The organism is Streptomyces sp. NPDC005774, assembly GCF_042871645.1.
GTDB lineage: Bacteria > Actinomycetota > Actinomycetes > Streptomycetales > Streptomycetaceae > Streptomyces > Streptomyces pratens.
This window is the reverse complement of the sequence record NZ_JBIAIV010000006.1, coordinates 212,803-238,699: the sequence shown is the minus strand read 5'-3', so window position 1 is coordinate 238,699 and position 25,897 is coordinate 212,803. Positions and strand designations below refer to the sequence as shown.

The 25,897-nt window shown below is 70.3% G+C and carries 26 protein-coding genes and 1 pseudogene; 19 read left to right on the top strand and 8 right to left on the bottom strand.

Translation table 11 applies throughout. The features are described from left to right. From ACFYQA_RS08820 to ACFYQA_RS08810, 3 genes are all read left to right on the top strand, one after another. Positions 1 to 107: zinc ribbon domain-containing protein (locus tag ACFYQA_RS08820; RefSeq protein ID WP_388913623.1), on the top strand; the 107-nt coding region annotated here is incomplete at its 5' end. A 37-nt stretch (positions 108 to 144) separates the two neighbouring features. Further along, entirely contained in the window at positions 145 to 591 is a 447-nt protein-coding gene (locus ACFYQA_RS08815) for an SDR family NAD(P)-dependent oxidoreductase (protein ID WP_388913599.1), read from the top strand. 128 nt (positions 592 to 719) lie between these two features. After that, complete coding sequence (locus ACFYQA_RS08810; RefSeq protein WP_388913597.1) at positions 720 to 1,547, top strand: serine hydrolase; 828 nt, start codon at positions 720 to 722, stop codon at positions 1,545 to 1,547. Between the two features lie 339 nt (positions 1,548 to 1,886). Here ACFYQA_RS08810 and ACFYQA_RS08805 read toward each other — a convergent pair whose 3' ends face one another. Continuing rightward, positions 1,887 to 2,354: a MarR family winged helix-turn-helix transcriptional regulator gene (locus ACFYQA_RS08805; protein WP_388913595.1), complete on the bottom strand. Its 468-nt coding sequence runs from the start codon at positions 2,352 to 2,354 to the stop codon at positions 1,887 to 1,889. Between the two features lie 272 nt (positions 2,355 to 2,626). Between ACFYQA_RS08805 and ACFYQA_RS08800 the strand changes: the two genes are divergently transcribed. The 7 genes from ACFYQA_RS08800 (at position 2,627) to ACFYQA_RS08770 (ending at position 7,961) form a co-directional block, all read left to right on the top strand. Then, positions 2,627 to 2,935, top strand: coding sequence for a GNAT family N-acetyltransferase (locus ACFYQA_RS08800; RefSeq protein WP_388913593.1), 309 nt, complete (start codon positions 2,627 to 2,629; stop codon positions 2,933 to 2,935). 30 nt (positions 2,936 to 2,965) lie between these two features. Further along, complete coding sequence (locus ACFYQA_RS08795; RefSeq protein WP_388913591.1) at positions 2,966 to 3,376, top strand: (4Fe-4S)-binding protein; 411 nt, start codon at positions 2,966 to 2,968, stop codon at positions 3,374 to 3,376. 827 nt (positions 3,377 to 4,203) lie between these two features. After that, the gene (locus ACFYQA_RS08790; protein WP_388913589.1) at positions 4,204 to 4,335 is read left to right on the top strand and encodes a hypothetical protein; all 132 of its coding nucleotides are present in this window, start codon (positions 4,204 to 4,206) and stop codon (positions 4,333 to 4,335) included. A gap of 79 nt (positions 4,336 to 4,414) precedes the next feature. Beyond that, the gene (locus ACFYQA_RS08785; protein WP_388913586.1) at positions 4,415 to 5,365 is read left to right on the top strand and encodes an NmrA/HSCARG family protein; all 951 of its coding nucleotides are present in this window, start codon (positions 4,415 to 4,417) and stop codon (positions 5,363 to 5,365) included. Between the two features lie 302 nt (positions 5,366 to 5,667). After that, positions 5,668 to 6,135 (top strand): MarR family winged helix-turn-helix transcriptional regulator, encoded by a 468-nt coding sequence (locus tag ACFYQA_RS08780; RefSeq protein ID WP_388913582.1) that lies wholly within the window; start codon positions 5,668 to 5,670, stop codon positions 6,133 to 6,135. Positions 6,136 to 6,610: 475 nt separating this feature from the next. Next, positions 6,611 to 7,600, top strand: coding sequence for a pirin family protein (locus ACFYQA_RS08775; RefSeq protein WP_388913579.1), 990 nt, complete (start codon positions 6,611 to 6,613; stop codon positions 7,598 to 7,600). A gap of 22 nt (positions 7,601 to 7,622) precedes the next feature. Continuing rightward, the gene (locus tag ACFYQA_RS08770; protein WP_388913576.1) at positions 7,623 to 7,961 is read left to right on the top strand and encodes a GNAT family N-acetyltransferase; all 339 of its coding nucleotides are present in this window, start codon (positions 7,623 to 7,625) and stop codon (positions 7,959 to 7,961) included. A 773-nt stretch (positions 7,962 to 8,734) separates the two neighbouring features. Here the strand turns inward: ACFYQA_RS08770 and ACFYQA_RS08765 are convergent. From ACFYQA_RS08765 to ACFYQA_RS08750, 4 genes are all read right to left on the bottom strand, one after another. Further along, positions 8,735 to 9,634 (bottom strand): LLM class flavin-dependent oxidoreductase, encoded by a 900-nt coding sequence (locus ACFYQA_RS08765; RefSeq protein WP_388913573.1) that lies wholly within the window; start codon positions 9,632 to 9,634, stop codon positions 8,735 to 8,737. Then, the gene (locus ACFYQA_RS08760; RefSeq protein ID WP_388913570.1) at positions 9,631 to 11,877 is read right to left on the bottom strand and encodes an LLM class flavin-dependent oxidoreductase; all 2,247 of its coding nucleotides are present in this window, start codon (positions 11,875 to 11,877) and stop codon (positions 9,631 to 9,633) included. Before ACFYQA_RS08760 ends, ACFYQA_RS08765 begins: the two co-directional genes overlap by 4 nt. Beyond that, positions 11,874 to 12,428, bottom strand: coding sequence for an antibiotic biosynthesis monooxygenase (locus tag ACFYQA_RS08755; RefSeq protein ID WP_388913567.1), 555 nt, complete (start codon positions 12,426 to 12,428; stop codon positions 11,874 to 11,876). Before ACFYQA_RS08755 ends, ACFYQA_RS08760 begins: the two co-directional genes overlap by 4 nt. A gap of 120 nt (positions 12,429 to 12,548) precedes the next feature. Continuing rightward, positions 12,549 to 15,308: an AAA family ATPase gene (locus ACFYQA_RS08750; protein WP_388913563.1), complete on the bottom strand. Its 2,760-nt coding sequence runs from the start codon at positions 15,306 to 15,308 to the stop codon at positions 12,549 to 12,551. Here ACFYQA_RS08750 and ACFYQA_RS08745 point away from each other — a divergent pair. Next, positions 15,307 to 15,408, top strand: a pseudogene (locus ACFYQA_RS08745) (hypothetical protein); the annotation flags it as partial. The gene ACFYQA_RS08750 and the pseudogene ACFYQA_RS08745 sit on opposite strands and share 2 nt — an antisense overlap. A 6-nt stretch (positions 15,409 to 15,414) precedes the next feature. Here ACFYQA_RS08745 and ACFYQA_RS08740 read toward each other — a convergent pair. The 3 genes from ACFYQA_RS08740 to ACFYQA_RS08730 form a co-directional block, all read right to left on the bottom strand. Continuing rightward, on the bottom strand, positions 15,415 to 15,624 hold the full coding sequence (locus ACFYQA_RS08740; RefSeq protein WP_388913629.1) for a hypothetical protein: 210 nt from the start codon (positions 15,622 to 15,624) through the stop codon (positions 15,415 to 15,417). Between the two features lie 9 nt (positions 15,625 to 15,633). Next, positions 15,634 to 15,948: a GNAT family N-acetyltransferase gene (locus tag ACFYQA_RS08735; RefSeq protein WP_388913560.1), complete on the bottom strand. Its 315-nt coding sequence runs from the start codon at positions 15,946 to 15,948 to the stop codon at positions 15,634 to 15,636. 588 nt (positions 15,949 to 16,536) lie between these two features. Further along, on the bottom strand, positions 16,537 to 19,272 hold the full coding sequence (locus ACFYQA_RS08730; RefSeq protein WP_388913557.1) for an ATP-binding protein: 2,736 nt from the start codon (positions 19,270 to 19,272) through the stop codon (positions 16,537 to 16,539). Between the two features lie 268 nt (positions 19,273 to 19,540). On the opposite strand from ACFYQA_RS08730, the gene ACFYQA_RS08725 reads away from it, so the two are divergent. The 8 genes from ACFYQA_RS08725 to ACFYQA_RS08690 all read left to right on the top strand — a co-directional run bounded on the left by ACFYQA_RS08725 (position 19,541) and on the right by ACFYQA_RS08690 (position 25,875). Next, a complete protein-coding gene (locus tag ACFYQA_RS08725; RefSeq protein WP_388913554.1) occupies positions 19,541 to 20,419 on the top strand; it encodes an ABC transporter ATP-binding protein in 879 nt (292 codons plus the stop codon). Positions 20,420 to 20,456: 37 nt separating this feature from the next. Then, complete coding sequence (locus tag ACFYQA_RS08720) at positions 20,457 to 21,176, top strand: ABC transporter permease (protein WP_388913551.1); 720 nt, start codon at positions 20,457 to 20,459, stop codon at positions 21,174 to 21,176. Positions 21,177 to 21,259: 83 nt separating this feature from the next. Continuing rightward, positions 21,260 to 22,195, top strand: coding sequence for a protein kinase (locus tag ACFYQA_RS08715; RefSeq protein WP_388913548.1), 936 nt, complete (start codon positions 21,260 to 21,262; stop codon positions 22,193 to 22,195). 41 nt (positions 22,196 to 22,236) lie between these two features. Then, positions 22,237 to 23,076, top strand: coding sequence for an alpha/beta fold hydrolase (locus tag ACFYQA_RS08710; RefSeq protein ID WP_388913545.1), 840 nt, complete (start codon positions 22,237 to 22,239; stop codon positions 23,074 to 23,076). A gap of 31 nt (positions 23,077 to 23,107) precedes the next feature. After that, positions 23,108 to 23,344, top strand: coding sequence for a hypothetical protein (locus tag ACFYQA_RS08705; RefSeq protein ID WP_388913542.1), 237 nt, complete (start codon positions 23,108 to 23,110; stop codon positions 23,342 to 23,344). A 302-nt stretch (positions 23,345 to 23,646) separates the two neighbouring features. After that, on the top strand, positions 23,647 to 24,345 hold the full coding sequence (locus tag ACFYQA_RS08700; protein ID WP_388913539.1) for an alcohol dehydrogenase catalytic domain-containing protein: 699 nt from the start codon (positions 23,647 to 23,649) through the stop codon (positions 24,343 to 24,345). Next, positions 24,299 to 24,763, top strand: a complete 465-nt coding sequence (locus tag ACFYQA_RS08695; RefSeq protein WP_388913536.1) for a zinc-binding dehydrogenase — start codon at positions 24,299 to 24,301, stop codon at positions 24,761 to 24,763. Before ACFYQA_RS08700 ends, ACFYQA_RS08695 begins: the two co-directional genes overlap by 47 nt. Positions 24,764 to 24,789: 26 nt before the next feature. Beyond that, positions 24,790 to 25,875, top strand: coding sequence for an MBL fold metallo-hydrolase (locus tag ACFYQA_RS08690; RefSeq protein ID WP_388913533.1), 1,086 nt, complete (start codon positions 24,790 to 24,792; stop codon positions 25,873 to 25,875). Positions 25,876 to 25,897: the final 22 nt, after the last annotated feature.

Genomic DNA, 25,897 nt, shown 5'->3' with positions numbered 1-25,897 from the left:
ACAAGTTCCACTGCGCCGCCTGCGGCCACACCGCGCACGCCGACACAGTCGGAGCTGTCAACGTTCTACGGGCCGGGCTGGTCCGTCGCGACGCCAACCCGGCATAGCGAGAAGCCCCCTCGTTTACGAGGGGGAGGAGTCACGATGAGCGTGAACGTCGACGGCCTGTTCTTCGCCTCCCGCGCCGCCTTACCCCACTTGCGCGCGGTCCGCGGGTGCATCGTCAACATCGGATCCGTCGGTGGCGTGCGCGGTGACTGGACGCAGGCCGCCTACAACGCGACCAAGGGAGCGGTGGCCAATCTGACCAATGCGATGGCCCTCGACCATGGCCGGGAGATCCGGGTCAACGCCGTCCATCCCGGTGTGACGACCAGTCGCGAGGAGATCCGGACAGCGCTCGCCGAGGGCACGCCGCTGCGCGACCGGTTCGACGACCGCGTGCCCATGGGCCGGCCCGGCGATCCCGCCGAGGTGGCCGCTGTCGTGGCGTTCCTCGCCGGCTCCGACGCCTCGTACGTCAACGGCGCGCACATCGCCGTCGATGGTGGCCTGACCGCGTCGAACGGCCAGATCGATCTCTTCCGTTGACGCGACCCGACCACGGATCCGACCCTGTGAGGGGGTAGCGTCGCGGCGGCCGGATCGGCGCCGCACCGCCGGCGTGCAGCTGCGACGCCTCGCATCCGTACCAGCAGGTCACCCCCCTCGCCCCCAGGATGGGAGCCGCGAAAGGAAAGGGAAGCAGTGGTCTTCAAGGTCGATGTGCCGGGCCACTCGGGCTCGGCGACCTGAACGGCTCCCGCGTCCTCTCCACAGCTCTTGCCGAGCAGCGTCCGGCGTGGGAGCCGGGCACCCGGCACGGCTACCACGGCCAGTCGTTGGGCTGGTACGAGAGCGAGCTCGTAAGCCGGATCGACCCTGGGAAGCGCCGCATCGGCCGGTTCTTCGCCGACGAGGTCGCCACACCGCTCGGCCTCGACTTCCGCTTCGGTCTGCCGCAGGACACTGACCGCGACCGGGTCGCCCGTATCCACGGGTTTCGTCCCTGGGAGGTGATGCTGCACCTGAGAGCGATGCCGGTGTCATTCGTCCGGGCATACGCGAATCCACGCAGCCTGACCGCCAGGGCGTTCGGCAATCCGCGGGTTCTGGGCACCGTGGAGAACTTCAACCGGCCGGACGTGCAGGCCGCGGAGATTCCGGCGGCCAACGGTGTCGGCCAGGTGCGGTCGATCGCCAAGCTCTACGGTGAGGTGGCAACCGGCGGTGCCGCCCTGGGGCTCACCGATGTCACGATGGACGCGTTGCGCGTCGCTGCCCACCCCCGACGAACGGACTGTTCGACGAGGTGCTGCGCGTCGATACGAGGTTCTCCCTGGGGTACGTCAAGCCGTTCCCGGCGTTCAGGTTCGGCTCCGCTCGGACCGGGCCTTCGGCACGATGGGCCTGGGCGGGTCCTTCGCCTTCGCGGACCCGGATACCGGTACGGGCTTCGCGTACGCGATGAACCGCACGGGATTCCGGCTTTGGGACGATCCTCGTGAAGTGGCGCTGCGAGAGGCGCTCTTCGCGCGGATCCTCGGCGAACGGCCTCAGCGGCCCGACCCGGCCTCCGGGCGTTCCGGCCCTGATGCACGAGGTGCGAGCCCACGGCGGCATCGAAAGAAGTTGGCCGATCAACCATGTTGGCCTGGAGTCCCGGGCAGAAGATCAGCGAACCCCGCGTCCTTCCAGTCCCGGTGTGGGAGGGGAGGAGTGGAGGGAAGTCCCCGTGTACATGGCTGCGGCTGTCCTCGGCGTGATCCTCGCTCTCGTGAGCCTGGCCGCGGGTGCACCCAAGGGGCGCCTCTCGTGACCCGGGCAGTCGCATCCGCCCCGCCCGGTCAGTCCGGCTGCTTCTCCACGTGGTCCAGGATGCGCTGGGAAATCCGGCCGAATGTCTTGAGCTGGTTCGGGGTCAGGGCGTCGATGAAGAGGCGGCGGACGTGCTCGACGTGCTGGGGTGCGGCCTCTTCGATCGCCTTGTAGCCGGCCGGGGTGGCGACTATGAATGCTCCGCGTCCGTCGTCGGGGCATTCCTCCCTGGCCACGAGCCCGCGTTTCGCCATCCGTGTGACCTGGTGGGACATCCGGCTTTTCTCCCACTCCGCGAGTTTGGCCAGATCCAGGAAGCGCATCCGCCCGTTGCCTCTTTCGGTGAGGTTGACGAGCACGAGGTAGTCGGCTGCTGACATTCCGGAGTCGGCCTGGATGCGTCGGGACAGCCGTCCGGTGAGTTTCTCCTGCATGCGGATGAAGCTGTCCCAGGCGGCCTTCTGTTCTGGGTCGAGCCAGCGTGGTGGTGCGTCCATGAGGGCAGTCTAACGAAATCGTTGACAGCTCACCTACTGGCGGTGGCGGGGATGCGGCCCTCGGCGAGGCCGGGTGTGTCGTGACCCGGATGCTTCGGTTCACATCCGGCCCCGGTGCGCGATCCGGGAGGTGCCGGGATCGATGCCTGTCGGACGAGTGGGGGACGTCGTCGAGCGCTAGGTTGATGTATCAACCTTGTGGGGCTAGGCTGAGGTCCTGGCTGACGGGAATCCGCCGACTTGAGCGGGATCGGACCCCACAAGGAGGACACATGACGATCGAAGTGAGCGACGCGCCGGAGGCGAAGCGCTACGAGGCCCGTGTCGACGGAGAGTCCAAGGTGGCGGGCGTCGCGGAATACATCCGTACGACGGAACTCATCGCGTTCGTGCACACCGAGGTCGAGGCGGAGTACGAGGGCGCGGGTGTCGGGTCCGCGCTGGTTCGTACAGCCCTGGACGAGGCTCGCGCCGCGAACCTGCGGGTGCTGGCCACCTGTCCCTTCTTCGCGGGCTGGATCAGCCGGCACCCCGAGTACCAGGGCCTGCTGTACCAGTCCCGCAGCAGGGTCAGTGACTGAAAGCCGAGCACGGCAGGAACGGAGGCCGGCATGAGCGGCGAATCCGAGCGGAAGGCATACCGGACGGAGTCGATCACGGTGACCTTCGAGGCCAGGCGCTGCCTCCACGCCGCCGAATGCGTCCATGGTCTGCCCGAGGTGTTCGACCCGGCGAAGCGACCGTGGATCCAACCGGACAAGGCTACGGCCGAGCGCCTGGCGGAGGTGGTGCGGCGCTGTCCCTCGGGCGCACTCCGGTACGAACTCGTGGAGGGCGAGGCGGAGTCCCCCGACCGGCCCACCACGATCACCCGCAGTGCCGCCGGGCAGTTGACCCTGCGCGGGGAGCTGAGGGTGGACACGCCGCAAGGCGTACGCGCCGAGACCAGGGCCGTGCTGTGCGGCTGCGGGCAGAGCCGCCTCCAGCCGTACTGCGACCACGCGGGGCCCTGTGGTCAGTGAAGCGGCAGTGCCCGACTACCGCAGGTGACACCGAAGATCCTGACGTCGAGCAAACGTCCCTCGCCGTGCAGTTCTCCGAGTACGTCACCCTGACGTGCTGCGTATCGTCGATGTTCCGCCGCTCACCGCGGGCCCCGGGCAGGTACGGCTCGCGGTGAGCGCCGCAGGCGTCCATCCGATCGACGGGAAGATGCCGCACGGCTCTGCGCGTCAGGTGATGCCCGTCGATCTCCCGGGCGGCTTCGGTTCCAGCAAGGCGGGGTGGTCGACCAGGCCGGCGAGGGGGTGACCGCCTTCAGCCTCGGTGACGAGGTGCTGGGGGGCTGCCTTGCCCCCTCCTGCGCGCGGTCGGCGCTCGCTGACCCCGCTGCACCGGTCGCCAGGCCGTCCTCCGTTCCCGCGTCCTCTCACTCGTGGCCTTCGACGCCGCGGGCGCCGTCGCGCGCGCTCCCTCGCCCTCACGCGGCGGCAGGGGCTGTGCGAGTACGTCGGTGCCGTCCGGTCCAGGCGCACAGGACCGAGCCGGGAGCGGAGGGTCCCGAAGCGCTCGGTGACATCCTCGCCCTCATCGGGGCGGGACGGCTGCAGATGCCTGTCGCAAGTACCCATCCCCTCGATGAGGTTGCGGCGGCACCGGCAGTGAGTCAGTCCGGGTCGACTGAGCGGCAAGCCCGTAGTACTCCCGGCGGAGAGTCGGGGCCTGCGTAGTCGGACCTCCGCCCCGCCGGCCGAAGGTTCGGCGCGCCTGACAGAGGTCCAGCCGGGCGGATGGGCACGGAGCTCCTCCATCCTCGTCGCGGAGAGCTCTTCTGGCTCGGGTGAAGCCGGTGCTCAAGCCCCTGGACGGCCTCCTCGCGGCCATGGCGGCGGCCCTGAACGCCGCCCGCGTGTGGGCCGAACTGGGCGTCCGGCCGGTCGCGTTGTGCCACTCGGGCGACTTTCGCGGCGATCACCGCTGAATCCTGCACCACAAGTTGATTAATCAACCAGATCGTGCTTCAGTTGACCCATCAACAATCTCTCGGGTAGGGGTATGACATGAGCGAGAAGAAGGTCGTCGCGGTCACCGGAGCCACCGGTGCGCAGGGAGGCGGCATCGCGCGGGCGATCCTCGCCGACCCGGACTCAGGATTCACGGTGCGTGCGCTGACCCGGAACCCCGACTCACCCGCGGCCAAGGAGCTCGCGCAGCTGGGTGCGGAGGTCGTGCGGGCGGACTTCTATGACGAGCCGACCGTGCACGAGGCGTTCGAGGGCGCCTACGGCGCTTTCCTCGTCACCAACTTCTGGGCGCACGTTTCGGCGGCCAAGGAGAGGGAGGAGATCGAGGTCCTGGTGCGGGCCGCGAAGAATGCCGGGCTGCGGCACGCGGTGTGGTCGACGCTGGAGGACACCCGCGAACTGCTGCCGCTGCAGGACGAGCGGATGCCTGTCCTGCAGGAGAAGTACAACGTCCCGCACTTCGACGCCAAGGGCGAGGGCAACGAGCTGTTCCGGCAGGCCGGGGTGCCGACCACCTTCCTGAACACCGCCTTCTACTTCCAGGGCTTCCTGTCGGCGATGGGTCCCAAGCGCGCCGAGGACGGCGTACTGACACTGACCCTGCCGCTCGAGGACGGCAAGCTGCTGGCCGGCGTGGACGTGAACGACATCGGCCGCACGGCGCTCGCCCTCCTCAAGGACGGCGAGCGGTTCATCGGCCAGACCGTCGGCCTCGCCGGCGACCACCTGACCGGCGCCCAGTACGCGCAGAAGATGGGCGCCGCGATCGGCGAGCCGGTGCGCTTCCAGTCGGTGCCCTACGACGTCTTCCGCTCCCTGGGCGTCCCGGCGGGCGACGAGATCGCCAACATGTTCCAGTACTACGGCGACTTCGACCAGGAGTTCACCGGCGCCCGCGACCTGGACTTCCTGCGGGAGATCAACCCGGCACTCAAGAGCTTCGACGACTGGCTCGCCGAGAACGCCGCGGACATCGAGGTGGGCTGAGTCGCTACCGTCGGCGGGCCGTGCCCCGGGGGTGCCGCTTGCGGGCACCCTCGGAATGCCGATGAGGGGAACGCGCCTTCACCGGCGCGGTGTCGTGCCGGTGAAGGGGCAGGAACAGAGGAGCTGGGAGCTCCCCGCTCGGCGGGGCTCCTTCGGCTGGGGCGGCATCGCCGGCCGGTCGTCCGAGCCGACCGTTGTGAACTGAGGGCCGGACCGTCGACGAGCGGCCGCGGCCTCTGCATGGAAGAGCGGTGCGTAGGTTGACGGCGCAGGAGCAGCATGTGTGGCGGAGCTTTGTCCGCATGCATGAGAGGCTCATGGGCCGCTTGTCTCGCTTGTTGCAGACGGAGTCCAACGTATCGCCTGCCGACTTCGCCGTACTGGTCGAGCTGACGGACGTACCGGAGGGGCGGCGGCGGTTTCTGGACATCGCCAGGGCGTTGCAGTGGGAGAAGAGCCGGATGTCCCATCACATCGCCCGGATGGTGAAGCGTGGTCTGGTGGTGTGCGGCAGGAGTCCCGAAGACGGCCGTGGCATGTTCGTGGTCATCACGGACAAGGGGCGAGCGGTGATCGAAGCAGCCGTCCCACGTCATGTGGAGGCGGTGCGCAGGCTCTTCCTTGACCACGTCACGCCGTCGGAGCTGCAGGTGCTGGCTCGGATCTCCGAGCGTGTGGTGGAGAAGCTGGACGAGGAACCAACCGGTCCGGATCGGGTGGCCCGGCCTGCGCCATCTACTCGGCACAAGCGTCGCAGCAGTGGCTGCTGAGGGCGGAGCCTCGTGAGGTTTGCGCGACTCGTCAACCGAGTCTCCGCCGCACTGGCCAGGTCTGACTCATGGTTTCGGAATGAGTGCGTTGTGGCAAACCGGATCTCGTTCGAGGTGTGCGGCGCGGGTGGCCATCTGGACAGAGGTACGGGTGCGGCCACGGGCATGAAAGAACGGGCCCCTTGGTAGTGACGCGGTTACGACACCCAGCACGACCAAGGAAGCCCGTTGCCCGACCAGTTGAGCAGTATCTCTGTGGCCGCGTCCACCGCGGTCACCCCTGGGTGTGACTGCTACGTGCACCGGTTCGGTTCGATCGCTGCGGGGCGGGGAGCTGTTGGTGTGGTTGCTCACGTCGGGGGCTCCTTCGGGCCACGCGGGGAGTGGTCGGTGTTCGTGCGGGTGAGTGGCCATTTGGCTGCCTCCATGGCATCATAGTTGACGTAACAACCAGAACGTATAGGGGGTACTCTCGGTGAGCGACACGGAGGCTGATGCCGCGGCTCTGCGCTGCGGTGTGCTCGTCGACGGCGGCCGGCTGGCCGGAGCCCCCAGGGTCGATGTCCTGTCGGCGCGAGAGGTCCCCCTCGGCGGTCCACGTGCGATGCACGTGCGGCGGACGCTGCCCCAGCGGGAGCGCACACTCATCGGTGCCTGGTGCTTCGCCGATCACTTCGGCCCGCACCAGGTCGCCGCGTTGGGCGGCATGGACCTGCCCCCGCATCCACACACCGGTCTGCAGACGGTGAGCTGGCTGTTCAGCGGCGAGTTCGAACACCGCGACACCCTCGGCACCCACGCCTTCATCCGGCCCGGCGAGATCAACCTCATGACCGGCGGATACGGCATCGCCCACTCTGAGGTCTCCACCCCGGACACCACCGTCATCCACGGCGTGCAGTTGTGGGTCGCGCTGCCCGAGGAACACCGCAACGCCGCCCGGGACTTCCAGCACTACGTGCCCGAACGCGCGCAGGCCGACGGGGCCGAGATCAGGGTCTTCCTGGGCTCGCTCGTCGGCCGGACCTCCCCGGTCCGGACTTTCACGCCGCTGCTCGGCGCCGAGATCGTCATCGAACCCCGTGCAACGCTCACTTTCGCCGTGGACGCGGCTTTCGAGCACGGCCTTCTCGTGGACAGTGGGGAGATCCGTCTGATCGACACTCTTCTGCAGCCCGCCGAACTCGGCTACGTCCCTCGCGGCGCGGACACCCTGACGATGGTGAACGAGACCGACGCCCCGGCGCGGACCATCCTCCTCGGAGGGCCTCCCTTCGAAGAGGAGATCATCATGTGGTGGAACTTCATCGGCCGCAGCCACGAGGACATCGTGAAAGCCCGCGAGGACTGGGAAGCCTCCTCCGACCGCTTCGGCGTCATCAAGGACTCTCCCAGCGGCCGCCTTCCCGCACCCGCCCTGCCGAACGCCGTCATCACGCCGCGCCGGAACCCGCCGACCCGCTGATCTCCCTTACGAAAGGCACACCATGAGCGAGTCCTCCACCACCACGGCCGTCGAGCGTGTGGACGCCGATCACCGGTACGAGATCCTGGTCGACGGCCAACGCGCCGGTCTGACCGCCTACCGTGACCTGGGCGTGCAACGTGTCTTCTTCCACACGGAGATCGACGAGGCCTTCGCCGGCCAGGGGCTGGCCTCACAACTGGTCCAGCAGGCACTCGACGACGTGCGCGCATCCGGAATGCGGATCGTCCCGGTCTGCCCCTACGTCGCCAAGTTCCTCAAGCGGCACGACGAGTTCGCGGACATCACCGACCGGGTCACACCGGATATCCTGCGGTGGCTGAAGGCGCAGCTCGGCTGAGCACCCAGTCTTCTTCTCGGCCTGGCCGACGAAGTCGTGCGTCTTGACCTTCGTGCCCGGCGTTCTTCGCAGTCGCCGTTCAGGTCGGGTAGGTGCGGCACATTACTGCGCCGCACCCCCCTCAGAACCGTGCGTGCCCGTCGTCCGAGCACACGGCTCAAGCAGGCCCCTTGGGCTTGCTGACAGGTTGCAGTGCTGTCCGGGTCTGTCAAACGAACGGCTCTGCCTCACATCCGGTGGTGACAGAGCGTCAGCACTGATGCGCCTGGTCCGAGCTCCAAGGAGAGCAGTCGCAGACGCGCCGTCGAGCGAGACAGGCGCGGTGCCGACGGTCGCGTCACCCTTACTGGCCTGGGAGTGTTACTGCCAGCCACGTCAACTACTTACCGTCACCACCGGATATGAGACAGAGCCGAACGTTTTACAGTCCCCGGCAACAGTGATGTCCGTGGCGGCGAACGTGCTGCACGCCTGGCTGCGGGTCGGGGAGCGGCCGGCGGGGCGGTCACCGGGCGTCGCTCAGCAGATCGGGTCCGCGGTGTGGCCGATCGGGCTGTTGCTGTCCGGTCGAGGTGCTGTCCCGGGTGCGCTGGGCGCCGGCCTACCCGGGGTACCAGGGATGCCAGCCGGTCGACGCGAGGTCGGGGCGAACGCAGGCGGCGGTCCCGTCACTGAGGGCGAGGAACGGCAGCACGGGCGGTGGCTCGTGGTCAGCGCCTTCGAGGATCGCGATTTCCTGGTGAGGATCGCGCCCGGTCACCGGTCATCCCGGTTCAGCCCCTCCGCTCGGCGGCGACGAGCTCGCGGGCGCGTGGAGCGACCTCCCGGCCGAACAGCTCGAGTGCGCCCGGCTCGTCGGAGGCGAGGACGAAACCGGACGTCCCGTGGGTCAGGGCGATGTCGGTGATCTGCTCGGCCCACTGCTCCGGCGGCCCGTCGAAGAGCCCGTCACCGTTGCTGGAGAACTGCCCGACGATGTTGAGGTAGCGGGTCACCGCGACCGGATCGCGGCCCGCCCCGGTGGCGCCCTCGTCGATGTGCGCGTTCATCGCCGCCAGCGACGCCGGCCCGTCCGGCAGGTACATCAGTGACGGCAGCCACCCGTCGGCGAGTCGTCCGGTCAGCCGCAGCATCCGGGGCTTGAGCGCCCCGATCCGGATCGGGATCGGGTGGGCCGGGGCGGGGCCGCGTTTCGCACCGTCGACATGGTGGAACTCGCCGTCGACGCGCAGCCGGCCGGGCTCGTCGGCCGCCCAGATCCCCCGCATGATCGCGATGGCCTCCTCGGTCGCGCGGACGGCCTGGCCGGGTTCGAGCCGGGTCCCGCCCATGGCGGCGACGCCGTCCCAGAACGCGCCGGCGCCGAGGCCCATCTCGACCCGACCGTCGCTGAGCAGGTCCAGGCTCGCGGCGGCGCGGGCCAGCACCGCGGGCGGGCGCAACGGCAGGTTGAGCACGTTGCCGCAGATCCGGATCCGCTCGGTGCGGGCGGCGACGAACGACATGAGCGTCCAGGTGTCGGTGAATGCCGCCTGGTACGGATGGTCCTGGTAGGTGACGAGATCCAGCCCGGCTCGTTCGGCGACGAGCGAGAGTTCGACGGGACGCATCGGGGGCTGTGCGACTGGCGTGATGAAGCAGCCGAAGGTCAGCTCGTGGCCGTAGTCGGTCATCGGGGACTCGCTTCCTGGGTGTCGGAGAAGTTGTCCGGGCGGCTGGGTGGGGACAACGAGAAGTTGTCGTCGAAGACGCCGTCCGGGTCGTAGGTCGCCTTGAGTGCCCGCAGCCGGGCGAGCGTCCGCGGCGGCCAGGCCTGCTCGATCCGCTCGGGCCGCAGGCTCGTCTCGAAGCTGAGGTAGAGCCCGTCGAGGAACGGCGCGAGCAATGCCCACTGCGCGTCGACGGCCTCGGGATCGTCGCCCATGACGACGAGCGAGAAGTTCGGCGCCCGGTGCGGGTAGGCCGTCGCGTCCGGATCGACGTCGGCGACCGCACCGCCCACCGAGCGCAGCTGGAACCAGTGCACGGAACCGCTGCGGAGCACCCGACTCGCGGCCGCCGCGAACTCCGGCGTGAGGTGGTGGACGAGCCCACTGCGGGAGACCGGCTCGCCGCGCGAGACCGGTGCGTCGTCACGCGCGTTCGCCATGATGTCGGCGTAGGAGGTGATGGCCACCTGCTGCTCGTACATCGGGGCGAGCCCGGCCAGCGGCTGCAGCCTGGACAGCACGGTGTCCGGGTCCGGCGAGTCGACGACGGTGCGGGTGAGCGCCACCGCGGGCCGCCTGCCGCGCGGCGGTGGCACGATGAGGAAGCTGGTGAGGTCGCGCGGGGACTCCTCGACCACCCGGCCCCACTCGACCAGGTAGCGCGTGGTGTCCCGGACGATCTGGGTGAGCGCGGCCAACGCCACCGGGCCGACCTCGTCGGCGGAGAACTCGAACGCGGTCACGATCCCGAAGTTGGCCCCGGCACCGCGGACCGCCCAGAACAGGTCCGGGTTCTCCGCGTCGCTCGCCCACACGACCGAGCCGTCGGCGAGCACCAGCTCCACCGCACGCAGCCGGTCGATCGTCAGCCCGTGCCCGCGGGCCAGGTAGCCGACGCCACCGGCGGTGGCCAGCCCTCCGACGCCGACGCCGCCGTAGTCTCCCGAGCTGATCGCCCAGCCGTACGGGGCGAGGGCGTTCGCGACGTCGGTCCAGCGGGCTCCCGGTCCGATCCGGACCCGGCGCGACGTCTCGTCGAGCACCTCGATGGTGTTCATCGGCGACACGTCGACGACGATGCCGCCGTCGTTGGTGGAGCGCCCGGACAGCCCGTGCCCCGCGCTGCGCCGGGACAGCGGCAGGTCGGGGTGCCGGCGGGCGAACGCCAGGGCGTCGACGACCTGTCCGACGGTCGCCGCCCGCAGGACGATGCCCGGTGAACCGCCGCGCAGGTATCCCCCGCGCAGACGCGCGTAGGCGAGGTCCCCCGGTTCGACGACCTCGGCCAGCCCGGCCGGGACGCCGTCGTAGTCGATGCCGGGGCGGCGCCGGGCGAGCGCCGCCGAGCGACGCACGCGCACCCCGGCCGCGCCGTGCGGGAGCGCCGCATCGGCACCCGCCCGCACCGCCGGAACGATCTCGCGGGCGAACCGGGTCAGGGTCGCCGGATCGTCGGTGGCGAGGTCGAGCACGATCGTCCCCACCCCCTGCTCGACGACGAGCTCCAGCAGCGTGGCCGCCCAGCCGTCACCACTCGCGGCGGGAACGGTCACCCACCGGCGGATCTCCCGCGGGTCGCGCCCGGCGTCCCGGGCGGCCGCGTCGACGAGGAGCCGGCCCGCGGTGAGGTCGTCGGCGCCGGTCAGGGGCACCGACCAGCCGTCGGCGTGAGTGCCGGCCACCCGCGCCAGGTCCGGGTCGCGCGGGTCCGGTCCGCGCACCGTGATCGGCACGTCGTGCGCGGGCGCCGCCTTCTGCGCGCCGGCGAGCCGGTGCCGCGGACCGTCGACGCGGGCGAGTCCACGGTCGAGGACGTTCCACAGCTCGGCGACGACGTCGATCGTCTCGTCGCCATCGTGCCCGGGTCCACCCACCGTGATCCCGAGCTCGACCCGGCCCCCGCTGAGGTGGTCGAGGCCTGCGGCCGCCCGGGCGAGCATCGCCGGGTTCCGCGCGGTGCCGTCGTGCCCGTCGGTGCCGATCCGGACCGTGTCGGTGACGGCGGCGATCCAGGACAGTAGCGTCCACGCCTCCGCGTCGGGGCGGTCCGGACGGTCGGGCACGACGACGAGGTCGAGCCCCAGCTCCTCGGCCGTGCGGGCGAGCCGGACCGTCGGTCCCGGGGCGGGTCCGACGGGCAGCCGGACACCGAACTCCACCGCGTGTCCGTAGTCCGCCCGGACCGACTGCCCGGGTGTGGCGGTCATCGGCGGATCCCGGCCCGCACCGCCAGCGGCACGTCGGCGCCGGCGGACCCGATGCTCCCGTTGGTGAGCAACGAGATCGGGTGGGCGTCGAGCGCGACGGCGACGGCCATCCGCCGCCGCGGGGGTGGCTGCGCCGGGACCCCGCCGTCGGTGGACCACCCCTCCGTCCCGCTCAGCTCACGGCGGGCGTTCTCGGCGTGGTGGTGCCCCTTGCAGTCGGCGAGGAACGTTGCCCGCCGCGGCGGTTCCGACCATGCCCAGGCCGACTCGCGGTCACGGAACCGGTGCACCACGATGCACCGTCCGTCCGGGGTGGTGGGCCGGAACGGTCCGCCACCGAGGTGCCCCGGTGCGCTCGCCGCGGCGTCGATGAGGTCGCGCGCCCAGGTCTCGAAGTCGTGCTCGTGGCCCGGTTCGACGAGCCGCGCGAGGCTCACCGTCGCATCGCTCGCCCGGGCTGCGCTGTTCACCGAGCCTGCGGTCACGGTGCCGGTCGCCCGCGCACGGCGGGGCTCGGAGTCGGAGTCGGGGTCGGGGTCGGGATCGGTCACAGCGGGCCACACTCTCGTCGTCCGGGCGGTGCAGCACCGCCTGGCGGGTACCGGGTCGCCGGGAACGCTACGAACTCCCCGATCCGGGCGGATCGGGCATCCAATCGGTCACCGTCCGGGTCACCGACCGACCGAGCTGATCCGGAGGTCGCCCGCGAAGTCGATGCGGGCGAGCTCGGCGCGGGAGGTGATGCCCAGCTTGGGATAGACGTTGCCCAGGTGATGGCCGACCGTGCGGGGGCTGATCAGCAGCTGTGCCGCTATCTCCCGATTGGTGAGCCGGTCGGCGGCCAGTTGCGCGACCCGCAACTCCTGCGCGGTGAGCCCGACTGCGTCCCTCGGTCCGGCCGGCCCATGCATCCGCGAGCCTTCGCTCAGGGCCAGCTCGCGGAGCGCCCGAACCCGCAGCGGTTCCGCGCTGAGACGCTCGAAGACCTGGGCGGCACCCGCGAGATGGCGCCCGGCCTCGGCCCGCCGGCGCGCCCGCCGCAACCACTCCCCGTAGAGCAGCCGGGTACGGGCGTACTCGAACGGATCGTCCGGTGCGCCTGGCACCTCGAGGGCAGCCCGGTAGGACTCCTCCGCCTCCGGCCCGTTCCGGACCAGTGCGCGGAGCCGGTGCGCGGCGGTGCGGGCCCAGGTCGCGCCGGTGCGCCGCACCCAGCTGTCGATCATGGTGATCTGCGGTTCGACCACGTCGAGCCGGCCGACCTGCACCGCCGCCTCGACGGTGTCCGCGGCGGCGAGGAGCGCGCACGTGTGGTGGGCGGCGTCGTGGCCCGGTTCGGACAGGCACACGAGGTGGTCCAGTGCCTCCTGCGGGCGGCCGGCGAACAGAGCCGCCCGGCCCCGGTGCCAGTACGCGTTCGAACTCAGCGCCCGCACCCCGCGCGGGACCGAGGCCGCGAGTACCCGGGTGGTGAGGTCGTCGACGGTGTGCTCGTCGCCGCGGGGGGCGGCCAGGGACGCCAGGGTGAGCCGGCACTGCGTGGCCACATTCTCTGTTCCGACCTCCTCGGCCAGCTCCAGTGCCTCGACGGCAGCGTTCCCGGCGGCGTCCCACCTGCCCGCGGTGACGTCGAGGACCGCGGTCTGGACGAGCAACGCCGCCAGCGCGGTGATCTCCTGGCGCCGCCGCAGCGCCACGGTCTGCATGCGCAGCACGTCGTGCAGCGGGCCCTCGACACCCCAGGACTGCAACAGCGGGATCGGTGGCAGCAAGCCCCACGCCCGCGTCCCCAACCGGTCCGCGAGATCGCCGACCGTCTCCGGGTCGACCGGGTCGACAGGGCCGGTCGCGTCGTGGCAGGCCCACCAGGAACGGAGCAGGGGCACCAGGTCGGACAGGGTGGTATCGCCGCGGGTGTCCACGGCCGCCAGCCGCTCCAGCGCCTCCTGCTGGAGGTCGTCCCGCCCGGCCGACCACGCGGAGCGGACCGCCATCGAGCCCATTTCCATGACCCCGTGGGGATCCTCGACGACGGCCATGTCGGAGGTCAGGTAGTGATGGGCACGCTCCGGCACGCCGTAGGCGAACTCGAGGAACCCGCGCAGCCCGTGGCTCAGGCGGGCGACGTGGTGCTCGCCGACCAGGTTCTCGGCGTCGTCGAGCAGCTGCCGGGCCGCCCCGGAGTCCCCCGCGGCCCACGCGGCGCGGGCGGCGGCCGCGAGCCGGCGCGCCGCGTCGCCCTCGTCCGGGGACAGCTCGGCGGCCCGCCGCAGCGTGCGGACAGCCGTCGGCCCGGCGCTGCGCCGCAGCGACTGCTCCGCTGCCTGCTCCAGCAGCGCGGCGACGTCCTCGTCGGCCGTATCGGCCGCGGTGGCCAGGTGCCAGGCCCGTTCCGCGGTGGCGTCGGTCGGCAGGGCGGCGGCCAGCGCCCGGTGGGCGGCCTGCCGCTCCGCGAAGGGCGTGCCGTCGTAGACGGCCGCCGGGATCAACGGGTGCCGGAACTCCAGCCGGGGCCCCGGAGCGCGGACCAGACCGGAGCGCAGGAGCTCGTCCCAGGTCGACCTGTCCACGCCCCAGCCGGCCCCCGCACGGTGCACCACGTGCCGGTCGCCCCGCTCCTCGGCGGCGGCCAGCAGCAGCAGCGCACGGGCCGGCGGCGACATGGCCGCGGCCCGGGCGACGAACGCCCGCCGCAGCCGCGGCCCGACCGTCATCAGGTCGCCGGGCCGTCCGGGCACCGGGTCGGCGTCGGGCTCGTTGTCGATCGTGGGCAGCTCGTGCAGCGCCAGCGGGTTGCCGCCCGCCGCCCGGACCGTGCGGTCGACCAGGTGCTCGGTCGCTCCAGGCACGGCGGCGGCGACGAGCCTGCGGGCATCGTCCTCGGCCAGGCCCACGACCTCCAGCGCCGGCAACCCCTCCCACGGCCCGACATGCGGGTCCTCGTGTCCGGTGAGGAGCACCGCGACCGGATCGGCACCGATCCGGCGCGCGAGGAAGCCCAGGCAGTGCGCCGTCGCCTCGTTCACCCACTGGGCATCGTCCACCACGACGAGCACCGGACGTTCCCGGGCCATGCCGCATACCAGCGACAGCACGGCCGCGCCGACGAGGAACGGGTTGGTCTCGTCCCGGCTCAGCCCCAGCGCGCCGCGCAGCGCCGCGGCCTGCGGGGCGGCGAGCGTGTCCAACCGGTCCATCACCGGCCACAGCAGCTCGTGCAGGGCGGCGAACGCGATGCCCGCCTCCATCCGGGTGCCCCGGCAGCGCAGCACCGTGACGTCGGGTGCGGTGTCGACGGCGTACTCGAGCAGGGCGGTCTTGCCGATGCCCGGCTCGCCCCACAGCACGAGCCCGGACCCCGCACCGTCCGCTGCGCGGGCCAGTACACCGTCGAGTGCCGCGGTCTCCGCGCCCCGTCCGAACAACTCCATGTCGCCCCCTTCAATCTCAGACCGACTACACGACCAGGAGATCGCCGCGATCATCTCCTCCGAGTTGTCTCGGGCGAGGCAGATCGCAGAGATCGCCGCCGAACTCCTACAACTTTCGAGCCACGCACGCGCCGGGCTGCAGGAGTATCAACTCGGCGACGAGCCCTACGACCTGGAGGAGGTCGCTGCTCACACGAGCCAGACCCTCGGTATGGCTGGGCTCGGGTGAGCGCTTCAGTGTCGCGTGGATGAAGAGTGCCCTCAGGCCGTCGAATCGCGGCGGCACGGTCACAGGGTCGAGGGTCAGGTCGGTCATGTCGGCCACCTAGTCGCTGACCCTGGACGGGGCCGCGTTGTAGAGCAGGTCGCGGTACTCGGGGTGATTGCGCAGCCAACTGATGATGTAGGGGCAGATCACCAGCGCTTTCAGTCCTCGTTCGCGGATGTCGTCGAGCGCGGCGCGGGCCAGGGCGCCGCCGACTCCTCGACCCTCGAAGGTCGGGTCGACCTCGGTGTGAGTCAGGACGATCAGCTCGCTGGTCTCCTGGTAGTCGATGAATCCGGCGACCGTCGTCTCGCCGACGGAGGCTTCGTAGCGCCGCCGGTCCGGATTCCTGGTCACGTTCACGTCGATGGACATTGTTTGTCGAGCCTCCTGTTTCGGTGCTGTGACAGGTCGTCATCTCGGGTCGACCGTGGGTTGCCCGGTGGCCAGACGAATCAGATCGGTAGCGCTTCCCGCTCGCCACGTGGAAGGTCAGATACTCGTCGGGCCAGGGGTCGTCAAAGTTGAGTTCATCAACTTCGATGACGGGACTGGCGAACACGACGTTCCTTTCGCTTCGGAGCGTTGCGGTGTCCCCAGACTCGCGCAGCAGGCGCTCGTTCGCGTCAGGGAGAGTTGCCTAGCCTGGTCTACCCAACCTGGTCCCAGCCTGGTTCGGGTGGACAGCCCGCCCTGGACCCGGACCGGGCAGCCAAGCGGCGGATCTGGTGGGCCGGCGCGCCGACGCGAGACGGTCGGACAGCGTCTCGCCCGGGTGCGTGCCGCGGCTGGACCGTGCCGGTGCGCAACCCGACCCGCAGCGGGACTTGACCGGGCCGACCTGGGTCCGGCGTCCGGATTGCACGTCGGAACACGACCGGACCGGGGCCTGGTCGGGACCCCTCGCCACCCCTTACTTGACGATTGTCATCCGGAGCTTCCGACCGTGGTCCGCCTGTCTGGTCAGGGAAGCGGCAGTTCTCTGAGCTGCCGGCGGGAGGTGATGCCCAGCTTGCGGAAGATGCTGCGGAGGTGGGCTTCAACCGTGCGTGGGCTGAGGAACAGTTGCGCGGCGACCTCCCGGGAGGTCGCCCCGGTGGCCACCAGCCGTGCGATGTGCAGCTCGTGGGCGGTGAGGGAGTCGGTCGGCTGGGCGGTCCGTTTGCGGGGATGCTCACCGGTGGCGCGCAACTCGCGGGCGGCCCGCTCGGCGAACGCCTCCGCCCCCATGTCCGACAGCAGCTGGTGGGCGGTGCGGAGGTGTTCGCGTGCGTCCTGGCGACGACGTTCGCGGCGCAGCCACTCGCCGTAGACGAGGTGGGTACGAGCGAGGTAACCGCCCATCCGGGTGTGCTTGAGCTGCGCGATCGCCTCGCGGTACTGATCCTCGGCTGCCGATCCGGTGCTCGTGAGCGCCTGTGAACGCGCCGCCATTCCCAGCGCCCACGGCGTCCCGCTGGCACGGGCCCGGGAGCAGAGCTGCTTCATCGCCTCGACCGCGCGTTCCGGTTGACCGGCGCGGGCAGCTGACTCGATGAGCTCGAAGTGGACCAGGTTGCTGAGCGACAGCTCGGGGGACTCGAACGCCCGTGCCGCAGCGTCCTGCGCCGCCGGATAGTTGCCCAGCCCGTTGTGGAGCACCGCCATCGCGTACTGAGCCATGGAGGCCTCCGTACTCTCGTCGGAGAAGGCGACGTCTTGGGCGGTGATGGCGTTGAGCGCCGTGGTCTCCGTCTGGTCGCCACGCCAGGCACTCAGGATGATGTGAGCGTGCCGTGGCTGTACGCCGCCGGTGGCCTGCGTGATGGCCGTCGCCTCGGTGGCGAGCTCGCCGGCTCGGGCGAGTTCGCCCATCAGGACCGAAGTGATGGACAGGAAGCGCAGCGAGTCGGGGAGCGTCGCCAGCGCACCGGCCTCACGAGCCAGCTGGACGTTACGGCTGGCCAGCAAGTAGAGCAGCTCGTCATCGAGGATTGCCAGCGCGTTGCGACAGGCCAGCCGCAGCCAGCGGTCGCTCTGGCGGTCTGGCTCGGCGTCCGTGAGCAGGTTGTCGCGAAACGCCTCCAGGGCGTGCCGCAGCACGAGCGCTCCCGCCGCATATCCACTCGTCAAGGTCTTCGTGAGGCCATCAAGCAACTGGTCCTGCGGCTGCGGCGACCCGGGCGGTGCAGGTGCGGCCCGAGCGGCCTCGGCGACGTCCAGGACGCCGCGGTCGGAGTCACCGGTCACGAGCGCCGCGTCGAGCGCGTGCAGGTAGGTCTCACGGGCCAGGGCCGCATCGAGCGGGGTGAGGGTCCTGGCGGCGTCCAGCAGCATTTCCGGCACCCCGCTTCCGCGCGTGGTGTGGAAGGCGACCTGGGCGCGCAGCAACTTCAGGCGTGCTGCTTGCAACGCGTCCAGCGGCCCGGCGGCCGCGACCGTCAGCAGCCTCAGGGCGCTCTCGGGCGCGCCGGCCTCGTGCTTGGCGTGCGCAGCTTCCAGCGCCCGTCTCGTACGGTTGGCCGGCTCGGGAGTCAGCTCTGCGGCTTGCTGCAGGAACGCGGCTGCGGCAGCGAGCCCACCGCGGGAGCGCGCCCGGTCGGCCGAGCGCTCCAACTCGGCGGCGGCCTCCTCGTCGATGCCCAGCACGCCCTGCCCGCGGTGCCAAGCGCGCCGGTCAGGGTCGACCTGTGGGTCGGTAGCGTCGGCCAGCGCGCGGTGGGCTCGACGCTGATCCGGCGCTGTGGCCGCCTGGTAGACCGCAGAGCGGACCAGCGGATGACGGAACCGCACCCGAGCGCCTATCTCCAGCAACCCGCCGGCCTCCGCAGGTAGGGCCGCCTGGGGGGAGATGCCCAGGTGGGTGGCCGCGCGCCACAGCAGCGCCGTATCGCCGGTCGGGTCGGCCGCCGCGACCAACAGCAGCAGTTGGGTCTCGGCCGGCAGCCTGGCCGAACGGCGTTGGAAGCCGTCCTCGATGCGGCGAGGAACACTCAGCACGTCTGGCCGCTCGAACCCTCCGGCGAACTGTGCCGGGGGTGCGCCTCGGGGCAGCTCCAGCAGCGCCAACGGGTTACCGCGCGCCTCGGCGACGATCCGGTCGCGCACCCCGTCATCGAGCGGTGTGCGGACCGCGGCGGCCAGCAGCGCCTGCGCGTCGGTCTCACCGAGCCCCTCCAGGCGCAGGGCGGGCAACCCGGGGAACGGATGATCGTCGCCTGCGCCGGAGTCGCGCAGCGCGAACACCAGCGCCACCCGCTCGGCCGACATCCGCCGTGCCACGAACGCCAGGACCTGAGCGGACGCCTCGTCCAGCCACTGCGCATCGTCGACGAGGCACAGCAGAGGCCCCTCCTCGGCGACCTCGGCCAGCAGGTTGAGGACGGCCAGCCCGACCAGGAAGCGGTCCGGCGCGGCACCGGCTCGCAGTCCGAACGCCACGCCCAGGGCGACCTGCTGTGGGTCGGGCAGCGCGTCCGCGCGGCCCAGCAGCGGCGCGCACAGCTGGTGCAGGCCCGCGAACACGAACTGCGTCTCGGACTCCGCTCCGACCGAGCTCTCCACCCGGAAGCCCGAGGGGGCCGCGGTCTCGCGGGCGTACTCGAGCAAGGCGGTCTTCCCGATGCCGGCTTCCCCGCGCAGCACAAGCGTCCCGCTGCGCCCGGCCCGTGCCTGCGTGAGCAGTTGTTCGACCGCCTCGCGCTCCGCACGCCGGCCCAAGAGGTTCGTCAGCTTCGCTCCTTCGAGTACGTACCGGACTAGGTGATTCTTACCTATGCGAACCGCAGCCCGCCAGGTGGGGGCTCGGAATATGGGCGTGATGACCGGCGAAAGACATCGGGGCTTCCACCGAGGCGAAGGCACCGTGCCCGGCGCGAGTCTGATGACACGGCACGAACCGGCATTGACCGGGTCAGCCGGACCTCCTCGGCCCGGGAACGGGCCTGACCCGTGACGCCACCGGCTCGTGGACACGAAAGGAAACACCATGCCCGCCACTCCCGTCATCGACGTCGAACGTCTGAACGTGACCTACGGTGACTTCACCGCCGTCCGTGACCTGTCCTTCCACGTGAAGCGCGGCGAGTTCTACGCGTTACTGGGCACGAACGGAGCCGGCAAGACGTCCACCCTGGAGGTGGTCGAGGGTCACCGCCGGGCCGCCTCCGGCACGGTGCGGATCTTCGGTGAGAGCCCGCAGGATCGGCGCGCGGTGCGGCCGCGGATGGGCATCATGCTGCAGGAGAGTGGCTTCTCCCCCGATCTGACGGTGCGGGATTCGGTCGGCCTGATCGGCGCGCTGAGCGGGAGACACGACGACGTGGACCGGGTGCTCGGCATCGCCGGCCTCACCCGCAAGGCGAGCACCAGGGTCTCCCAGCTGTCCGGTGGCGAGAAGCGCCGCCTGGACTTCGCCACCGCCGTGTACGGCGGGCCCGAGCTGGTCATCCTTGACGAGCCCACCACCGGGCTGGACATCCAGTCCCGCGACGCCCTCTGGGCCGCTGTCGACAGGCTGCGCGAAGAGGGGTCCACGATCGTGCTCACCACCCACTACTTGGAGGAGGCCCAGCAGCGCGCCGACCGCATCGGCCTCATGCACGAGGGCACGCTCCATCGGGAAGGCACGGTCGCGGAGCTGACGCAGTCCCTGCCGTCGGTGATCAGTTTCGCGCTTCCACCCGGCGCCCCCGAGCCGCCGACCGTGGGTGCGCTCAACGGGGCCTTCCACATCGAGACCTTCAGGCTGCAGGACGACCTCTACCGGTTGCTGGGTTGGGCGCATGACACCGGGGTGGAGCTGCGAGACCTGCAGGCCGGCCCGACCCGCCTCGACGACGTCTTCCGCGCCATCAGCCGCGGCTGAAACCACACGGCGCTTTGCCGCGAAAGGAACCACCAGCATGTTGGAGATCGCTCGCAGTGAGATGATCCAGATCTTCCGGAACCGGCTGGTCCTGGTCACCGGTCTCGTCATCCCGGTCGTCGTCAGCGGCTACTTCGTCCACCAGCACGAGGTGTTCTCCGATCTCGGCAGCCTCGGCTACATCGCGGCGATCGTGATGTTCACCGTGCTGGCCTTGGGGCTGTACACCACGGCGGTGACCACGCTGTCCTCGCGCCGCCAGAACCTCTTCCTCAAGCGGCTGCGCGCCACCGCCGCGAGCGACGCGGACATCCTCGCCGGGCTGGTCCTGCCGGTCACCGTTATCGCGCTCATCCAAGCGGTCGCGATCCTGATCGTGCTGGGTGTGGCCGCCACCGGACCGGCTCAGATCCCGCTCCTCGCGGTCGCGATCCTGGCAACGACGGCCATGCTGGTCGCCCTGGCTCTGGCCACGGCAGGACTCACGAACTCCCCGGAGCATGCCCAGGTGACCACCCTGCCGGTGAGCCTGTCTGTGATCGCGGTGGCCAGCTGGGTGGGAATCACCGGCACCGAGGACCTCGCCCTGCTCAAGCGGCTGCTTCCCGGAGGCGCGGCCACCGAACTGATCGTCAACGCCTGGAACGGCGGCGTCCCCCTCGCCGACTCCCTGCCCCTACTGCCGATCACCATGGCCTGGGTCCTCGTCGGCGTCGCACTGGCTGTCCGGCTCTTCCGCTGGGAGCCGCGTCGATGAGCCTGACATGCACCGAAGGGGCTCAGCCGGTCTCGGCGACACGATCACCATCACGATCTCTCCCGGACGGCGGAGAAGGGCTGATGAATGCGGATCGAGTCATTGACGGTCGGTACGAAGTGGGTGACGTCATCGGTCGGGGTGCTACGGCCCACGTCCACCGCGGTCGCGACATCCGCTCGGGCCGTTCGGTCGCCATCAAGATGCTCCGCAAGGACCTCGTGCGAGATCCCGTGGTCCGGTCCCGCTTCCAGCGCGAAGCGATGACGGTGGCTGGTCTCAGCCATCCCGCCATCGTCTCCATCTACGACATTGGGCACGAGGAAGTCGGAGGTGGCTCGGCGGGCAAGGTCCGGGTTCCCTTCATCGTCATGGAGTACGTCGAGGGACGGTCCTTGCGGGATCTCCTCAGGATGCGCGGGCTCACGCTCAACGAAACGATTCAGTACCAGGTCGGGATCCTCTCGGCGCTCGATTTCAGCCATCGAGCAGGCATCGTCCATCGCGACATCAAGCCGGCCAACGTGATGATCACGCCCGAGGGTGCAGTCAAGGTCGTGGATTTCGGAATTTCGCGTGCCACTGGCGATCCGGCCCTGACCCAGGCCCAGGTGGTCCTCGGAACTCCTTCGTACCTCTCTCCCGAGCAGGCGTGCGGTGAAACCGTGGACGCCCGCAGCGACCTCTACTCCGCAGGCTGCGTGCTCTACGAACTCCTGACCGGGCGGCCACCGTTCGTCGGAGACAACTCCCTCTTCGTTGCCTACCAACACGTCCACGAGCAGCCCGCGCAGGCCGGCACCGCTCTTCCGGCACTTGATGCCGTACTCGCGAAGGCTCTCGCCAAGGAGCGGGAGGACCGTTTCCAGGACGCGCGCTCGTTCGAGGAGGCGCTCTTGTCCGCGGCGAAAGACACCAGGCACGTCCATCACGGCGCTCTTGTGAGCACCTTCGACACCGACGGGCCCTTGGCAGCCGCCCTGGGCAGCCGCATCGGTATGGCCGACGTCGGCTGTTGACCGGCACAGCAGAACCGAGCAACGAGGAAAGGAACCACATTATGGGATTCATCACCGTCGGGAACGAGAACAGCACCCCCATCGAGCTCTACTACGAGGATCAGGGCGCGGGACAGCCCGTGGTCCTCATCCACGGGTATCCCCTGAACGGTCACAGCTGGGAGCGCCAGGCGCGCAGCCTGCTCGCTGCCGGGTACCGCGTCATAACCTACGACCGTCGCGGCTTCGGCCAGTCGTCCAAGATCGGGTCCGGCTACGACTACGACACGTTCGCCGCCGACCTCAACACCGTGCTCGAGACCCTCGACCTCCGTGAGGTCGTCCTGGTCGGTTTCTCGATGGGCACCGGGGAGCTCGCCCGCTACGTCTCGCGGTACGGCCACCAGCGGGTCGCGAAGCTCGCGTTTCTCGCCTCGCTGGAACCGTTCCTCCTCGCCGGGGACGACAACCCCGAGGGGATGCCGCAGGTGGTCTTCGACGGGATCGAGGCAGCGGCGAGGGAGGACCGCTACGCCTGGTTCACACAGTTCTTCTCCGACTTCTACAACCTCGAGGAGAACCTCGGCAGCCGGATCAGCCAGGAGGCGGTCGCCGGCAGTTGGAACGTCGCCATCTCCAGCGCTCCGGTGGCGGCCTACGCCGTCGTCTCCTCGTGGATCGAGGACTTCCGCGCCGACGTCGAGGCGGTCCGGGCCAGCGGCAAGCCGGCCTTGATCCTGCACGGTACGGCGGACAACATCCTGCCGATCGAGGTCACGGCCCGCCGCTTCCGCAAGCTCCTCCCGGACGCCGAGTACCTCGAGATCGAGGGCGCGCCGCACGGGCTGCTCTGGACGCACGCCGACGACGTCAACGCCGCGCTGCGGTCCTTCCTCGGCTGACCGAGGGGGGCACAGCGAGGAAGAAGAGCTCATGGACGAGAAGCTGATGCCGGTCCGGGGCGATCTGCTGATCGTCGAGGACCTGATGCTGCTCCTGATGAACGACGACGGCGCCCCCCAGGCGCCGGGCACCCTGTACTACACGCTTGGCGCCGCCGTGCCGACCGAGCTCACGCTGCTCGGTCGGAAGGGTCACCCACCAGACAGCCATCGACCGCATGCTTCAGGCCGGGGCGCAGCCGATCACCTCGCTGGTGTTCGGCTGTGAGCTCATGCGCAACTGGGCACGCTCGGATGCTGACCGGTACCGCACCGTCATCAACGCCTACTTCCGCCGCAGGCGTGAAGCGGGACAGTCCTCAGGCGACCCGTTCTCCTGAGCCCGAAAGGACGCCAGATGACTCAGGAGCTCAATGACAACACCGGTGAGGTTGTCGGTCATTCCGCCCGTACCGGGCCGACCGATCGACCGACCGATCCGGTGAGGCCGGGACGCGGCAAGACTTCGGCATGGCCGCCCGGACGTCGTCGCGGCTGAGCTCCGATCGTCAGAAACCCCAGGAGTCACCCGTGACCCGTGTGAGCCACTCGGCCCGCGCCGCAGTCCTCGAGGAGAAGGACGGCCCGTTCGTCTGGCAGGACATCGAGATCGACGGCCCCCGGCCCGACGAGGTGCTGGTCCGCATGGTCGCGACCGGCATCTGCGCGACCGACGCCCACGTCCGCCGGCAGCAGATGCCGGTCCCGCTCCCGGTCGTCCTCGGTCACGAGGGCGCCGGCATCGTGGAGCGGGTCGGCTCGGCGGTCGCCGGCCTCGAACCGGGCGACCACGTGGTCCTGAGCTACCACTCCTGCGGCCGGTGCCCGTCGTGCGTCTCCGCCCACCCCGCCTACTGCGACCTGGCCTGGGAGGCGAACTTCGCCGCCGCCCGGCTGGACGGCACTCAGGGGCTGCACCGCACGGGAGCCGAGCTGCACGGCCACTTCTTCGGCCAGTCGTCGTTCGCCACGCACGCACTGACCCACCAGCGGAACACCGTGAAGATCCCGTCGGACATCCCGCTCGAGCTCGCCGCCCCGCTCGGGGTGCGGGCTGCAGACCGGCGCGGGGACCGTGCTCCAGGCCTTCTCGGCCTCGCCCGGTGTGTCGATCGGTGTCATCGGGGTCGGTGCGGTGGGGCTCGCCGCGGTCATGGCGGGGAACGTGGTCGGGGCCCGGGCCGTGGTGGCCGTCGACGTCGACGCGGCCCGCCTCGACCTCGCCCGTGACCTCGGAGCGACGCACGTGATCGACGTCCGGGACACCGCCGACCTGTCCACGGCGCTGCGGGGCGTCACGCCCCGTGGCCTGGACATCGTGCTGGAGACCAGCGGCCGGGCGGAGAACCTGACCGCGGCCGTCGACTCGCTCGCCCCCCGGGGGCGGGTGGGGATCGTGACGTTCGAGCAGGGCGCCGGCGGCGGGGTCACCTCGGCGCAGCTCGCGCTCGGGCGTTCGGTGCACGGGATCGCCCAGGGCGACGCCGTCTCGCCGCTGTTGCTCACCACACTGGCCGACCTCTGGCGGGCCGGAGGCTTCCCCGTCGACCGGCTCGTCACCTCCTACGACTCCGACGACATCAACCAGGCGTTCGACGACGCCGCAGCCGGGCGCGTGCTCAAGGCCGTGCTCCGGTTCCCCTGCTGACCCCCTCGGAAAGGACCTCGCAACCCATGTGCGACAAGACCCAACGGCCGATCGCGGCCACCGACGAACCCGGCTTCTTCGGGATCGACAACTACGGCTTACCGGTCAACCGCGACGACCCGCTCGACCCACCGGAGTACTACCCGCCCTACCTCGACACCGAGCACTTCCGGACCTACCGCTACCACGTCGAGGAGCTCCGGGACGGCTTCTACTGGGTCACCAGCGCGGGCTACGACGCCGCGTTCGTGGTCACCGCGGACGGCGTGATCGCGATCGACGCGCCGCCGACGATCGGCGAGAACATGGTCGCGGCGATCGAGAGCGTCACCGACAAGCCGGTGACCCACCTGATCTACAGCCACTGGCACACCGACCACATCGGAGCGACCCCGGTCTACGGGCCGGACGTGGAGATCATCGCGCACGAGATCACCAAGGAGCTCCTCGAACGGTTCCCCGACCCGAACCGCCCGCTGCCCACGGTGACCTTCCGCGACACCTACACGCTCACGGTCGGCGGCGTGACCCTGGAGCTGGCGTACAGGGGCGAGAATCACTGCCCGGGCAACATCTTCATCCACGCCCCCGCTCAGCGTGTGCTCACCGTCATCGACATCGTCAGCCCGGGCAGCGCCACGTTCATGCACTGCGACGCCTCGCAGAACATTTGGGCCTGGTACGAGGCCCACGCTCAGATCCTCGAGTACGACTTCGACTACTTCGTCGGCGGCCACCACATGCACTACGGCACCTACGAGCAGGTGAAGACCTGTGCCGAGTACTTCGCCGACATCCACGAGGGCGCCATGGCCGCGGTGGAGCGGTTCAGCCGTTCGGACCGGCTCGACGAGATCCTGACCGCGACCGGCCCCGGCCGGGTCTGGGTCGGCACCGAGAACGCGATCAACTCGATGGTCAACTACACGGTCAAGCACGTCCTGGAGAAGCGAACGAGCGACGGCCGGCTCTGGTCCGACCGGCTCGCCGGGGTGATCAGCCAGACCAAGTACCACGCCTACACCGTCGTCGAGGCCATCCGCCTGGAGCGGCCGCGACCGCAGGCGGGCTACCGGCTGCGCGGGGAGAACCCGCCGCCGTTCATCGCCTGAGACCGACCTACAGGAGGATCAC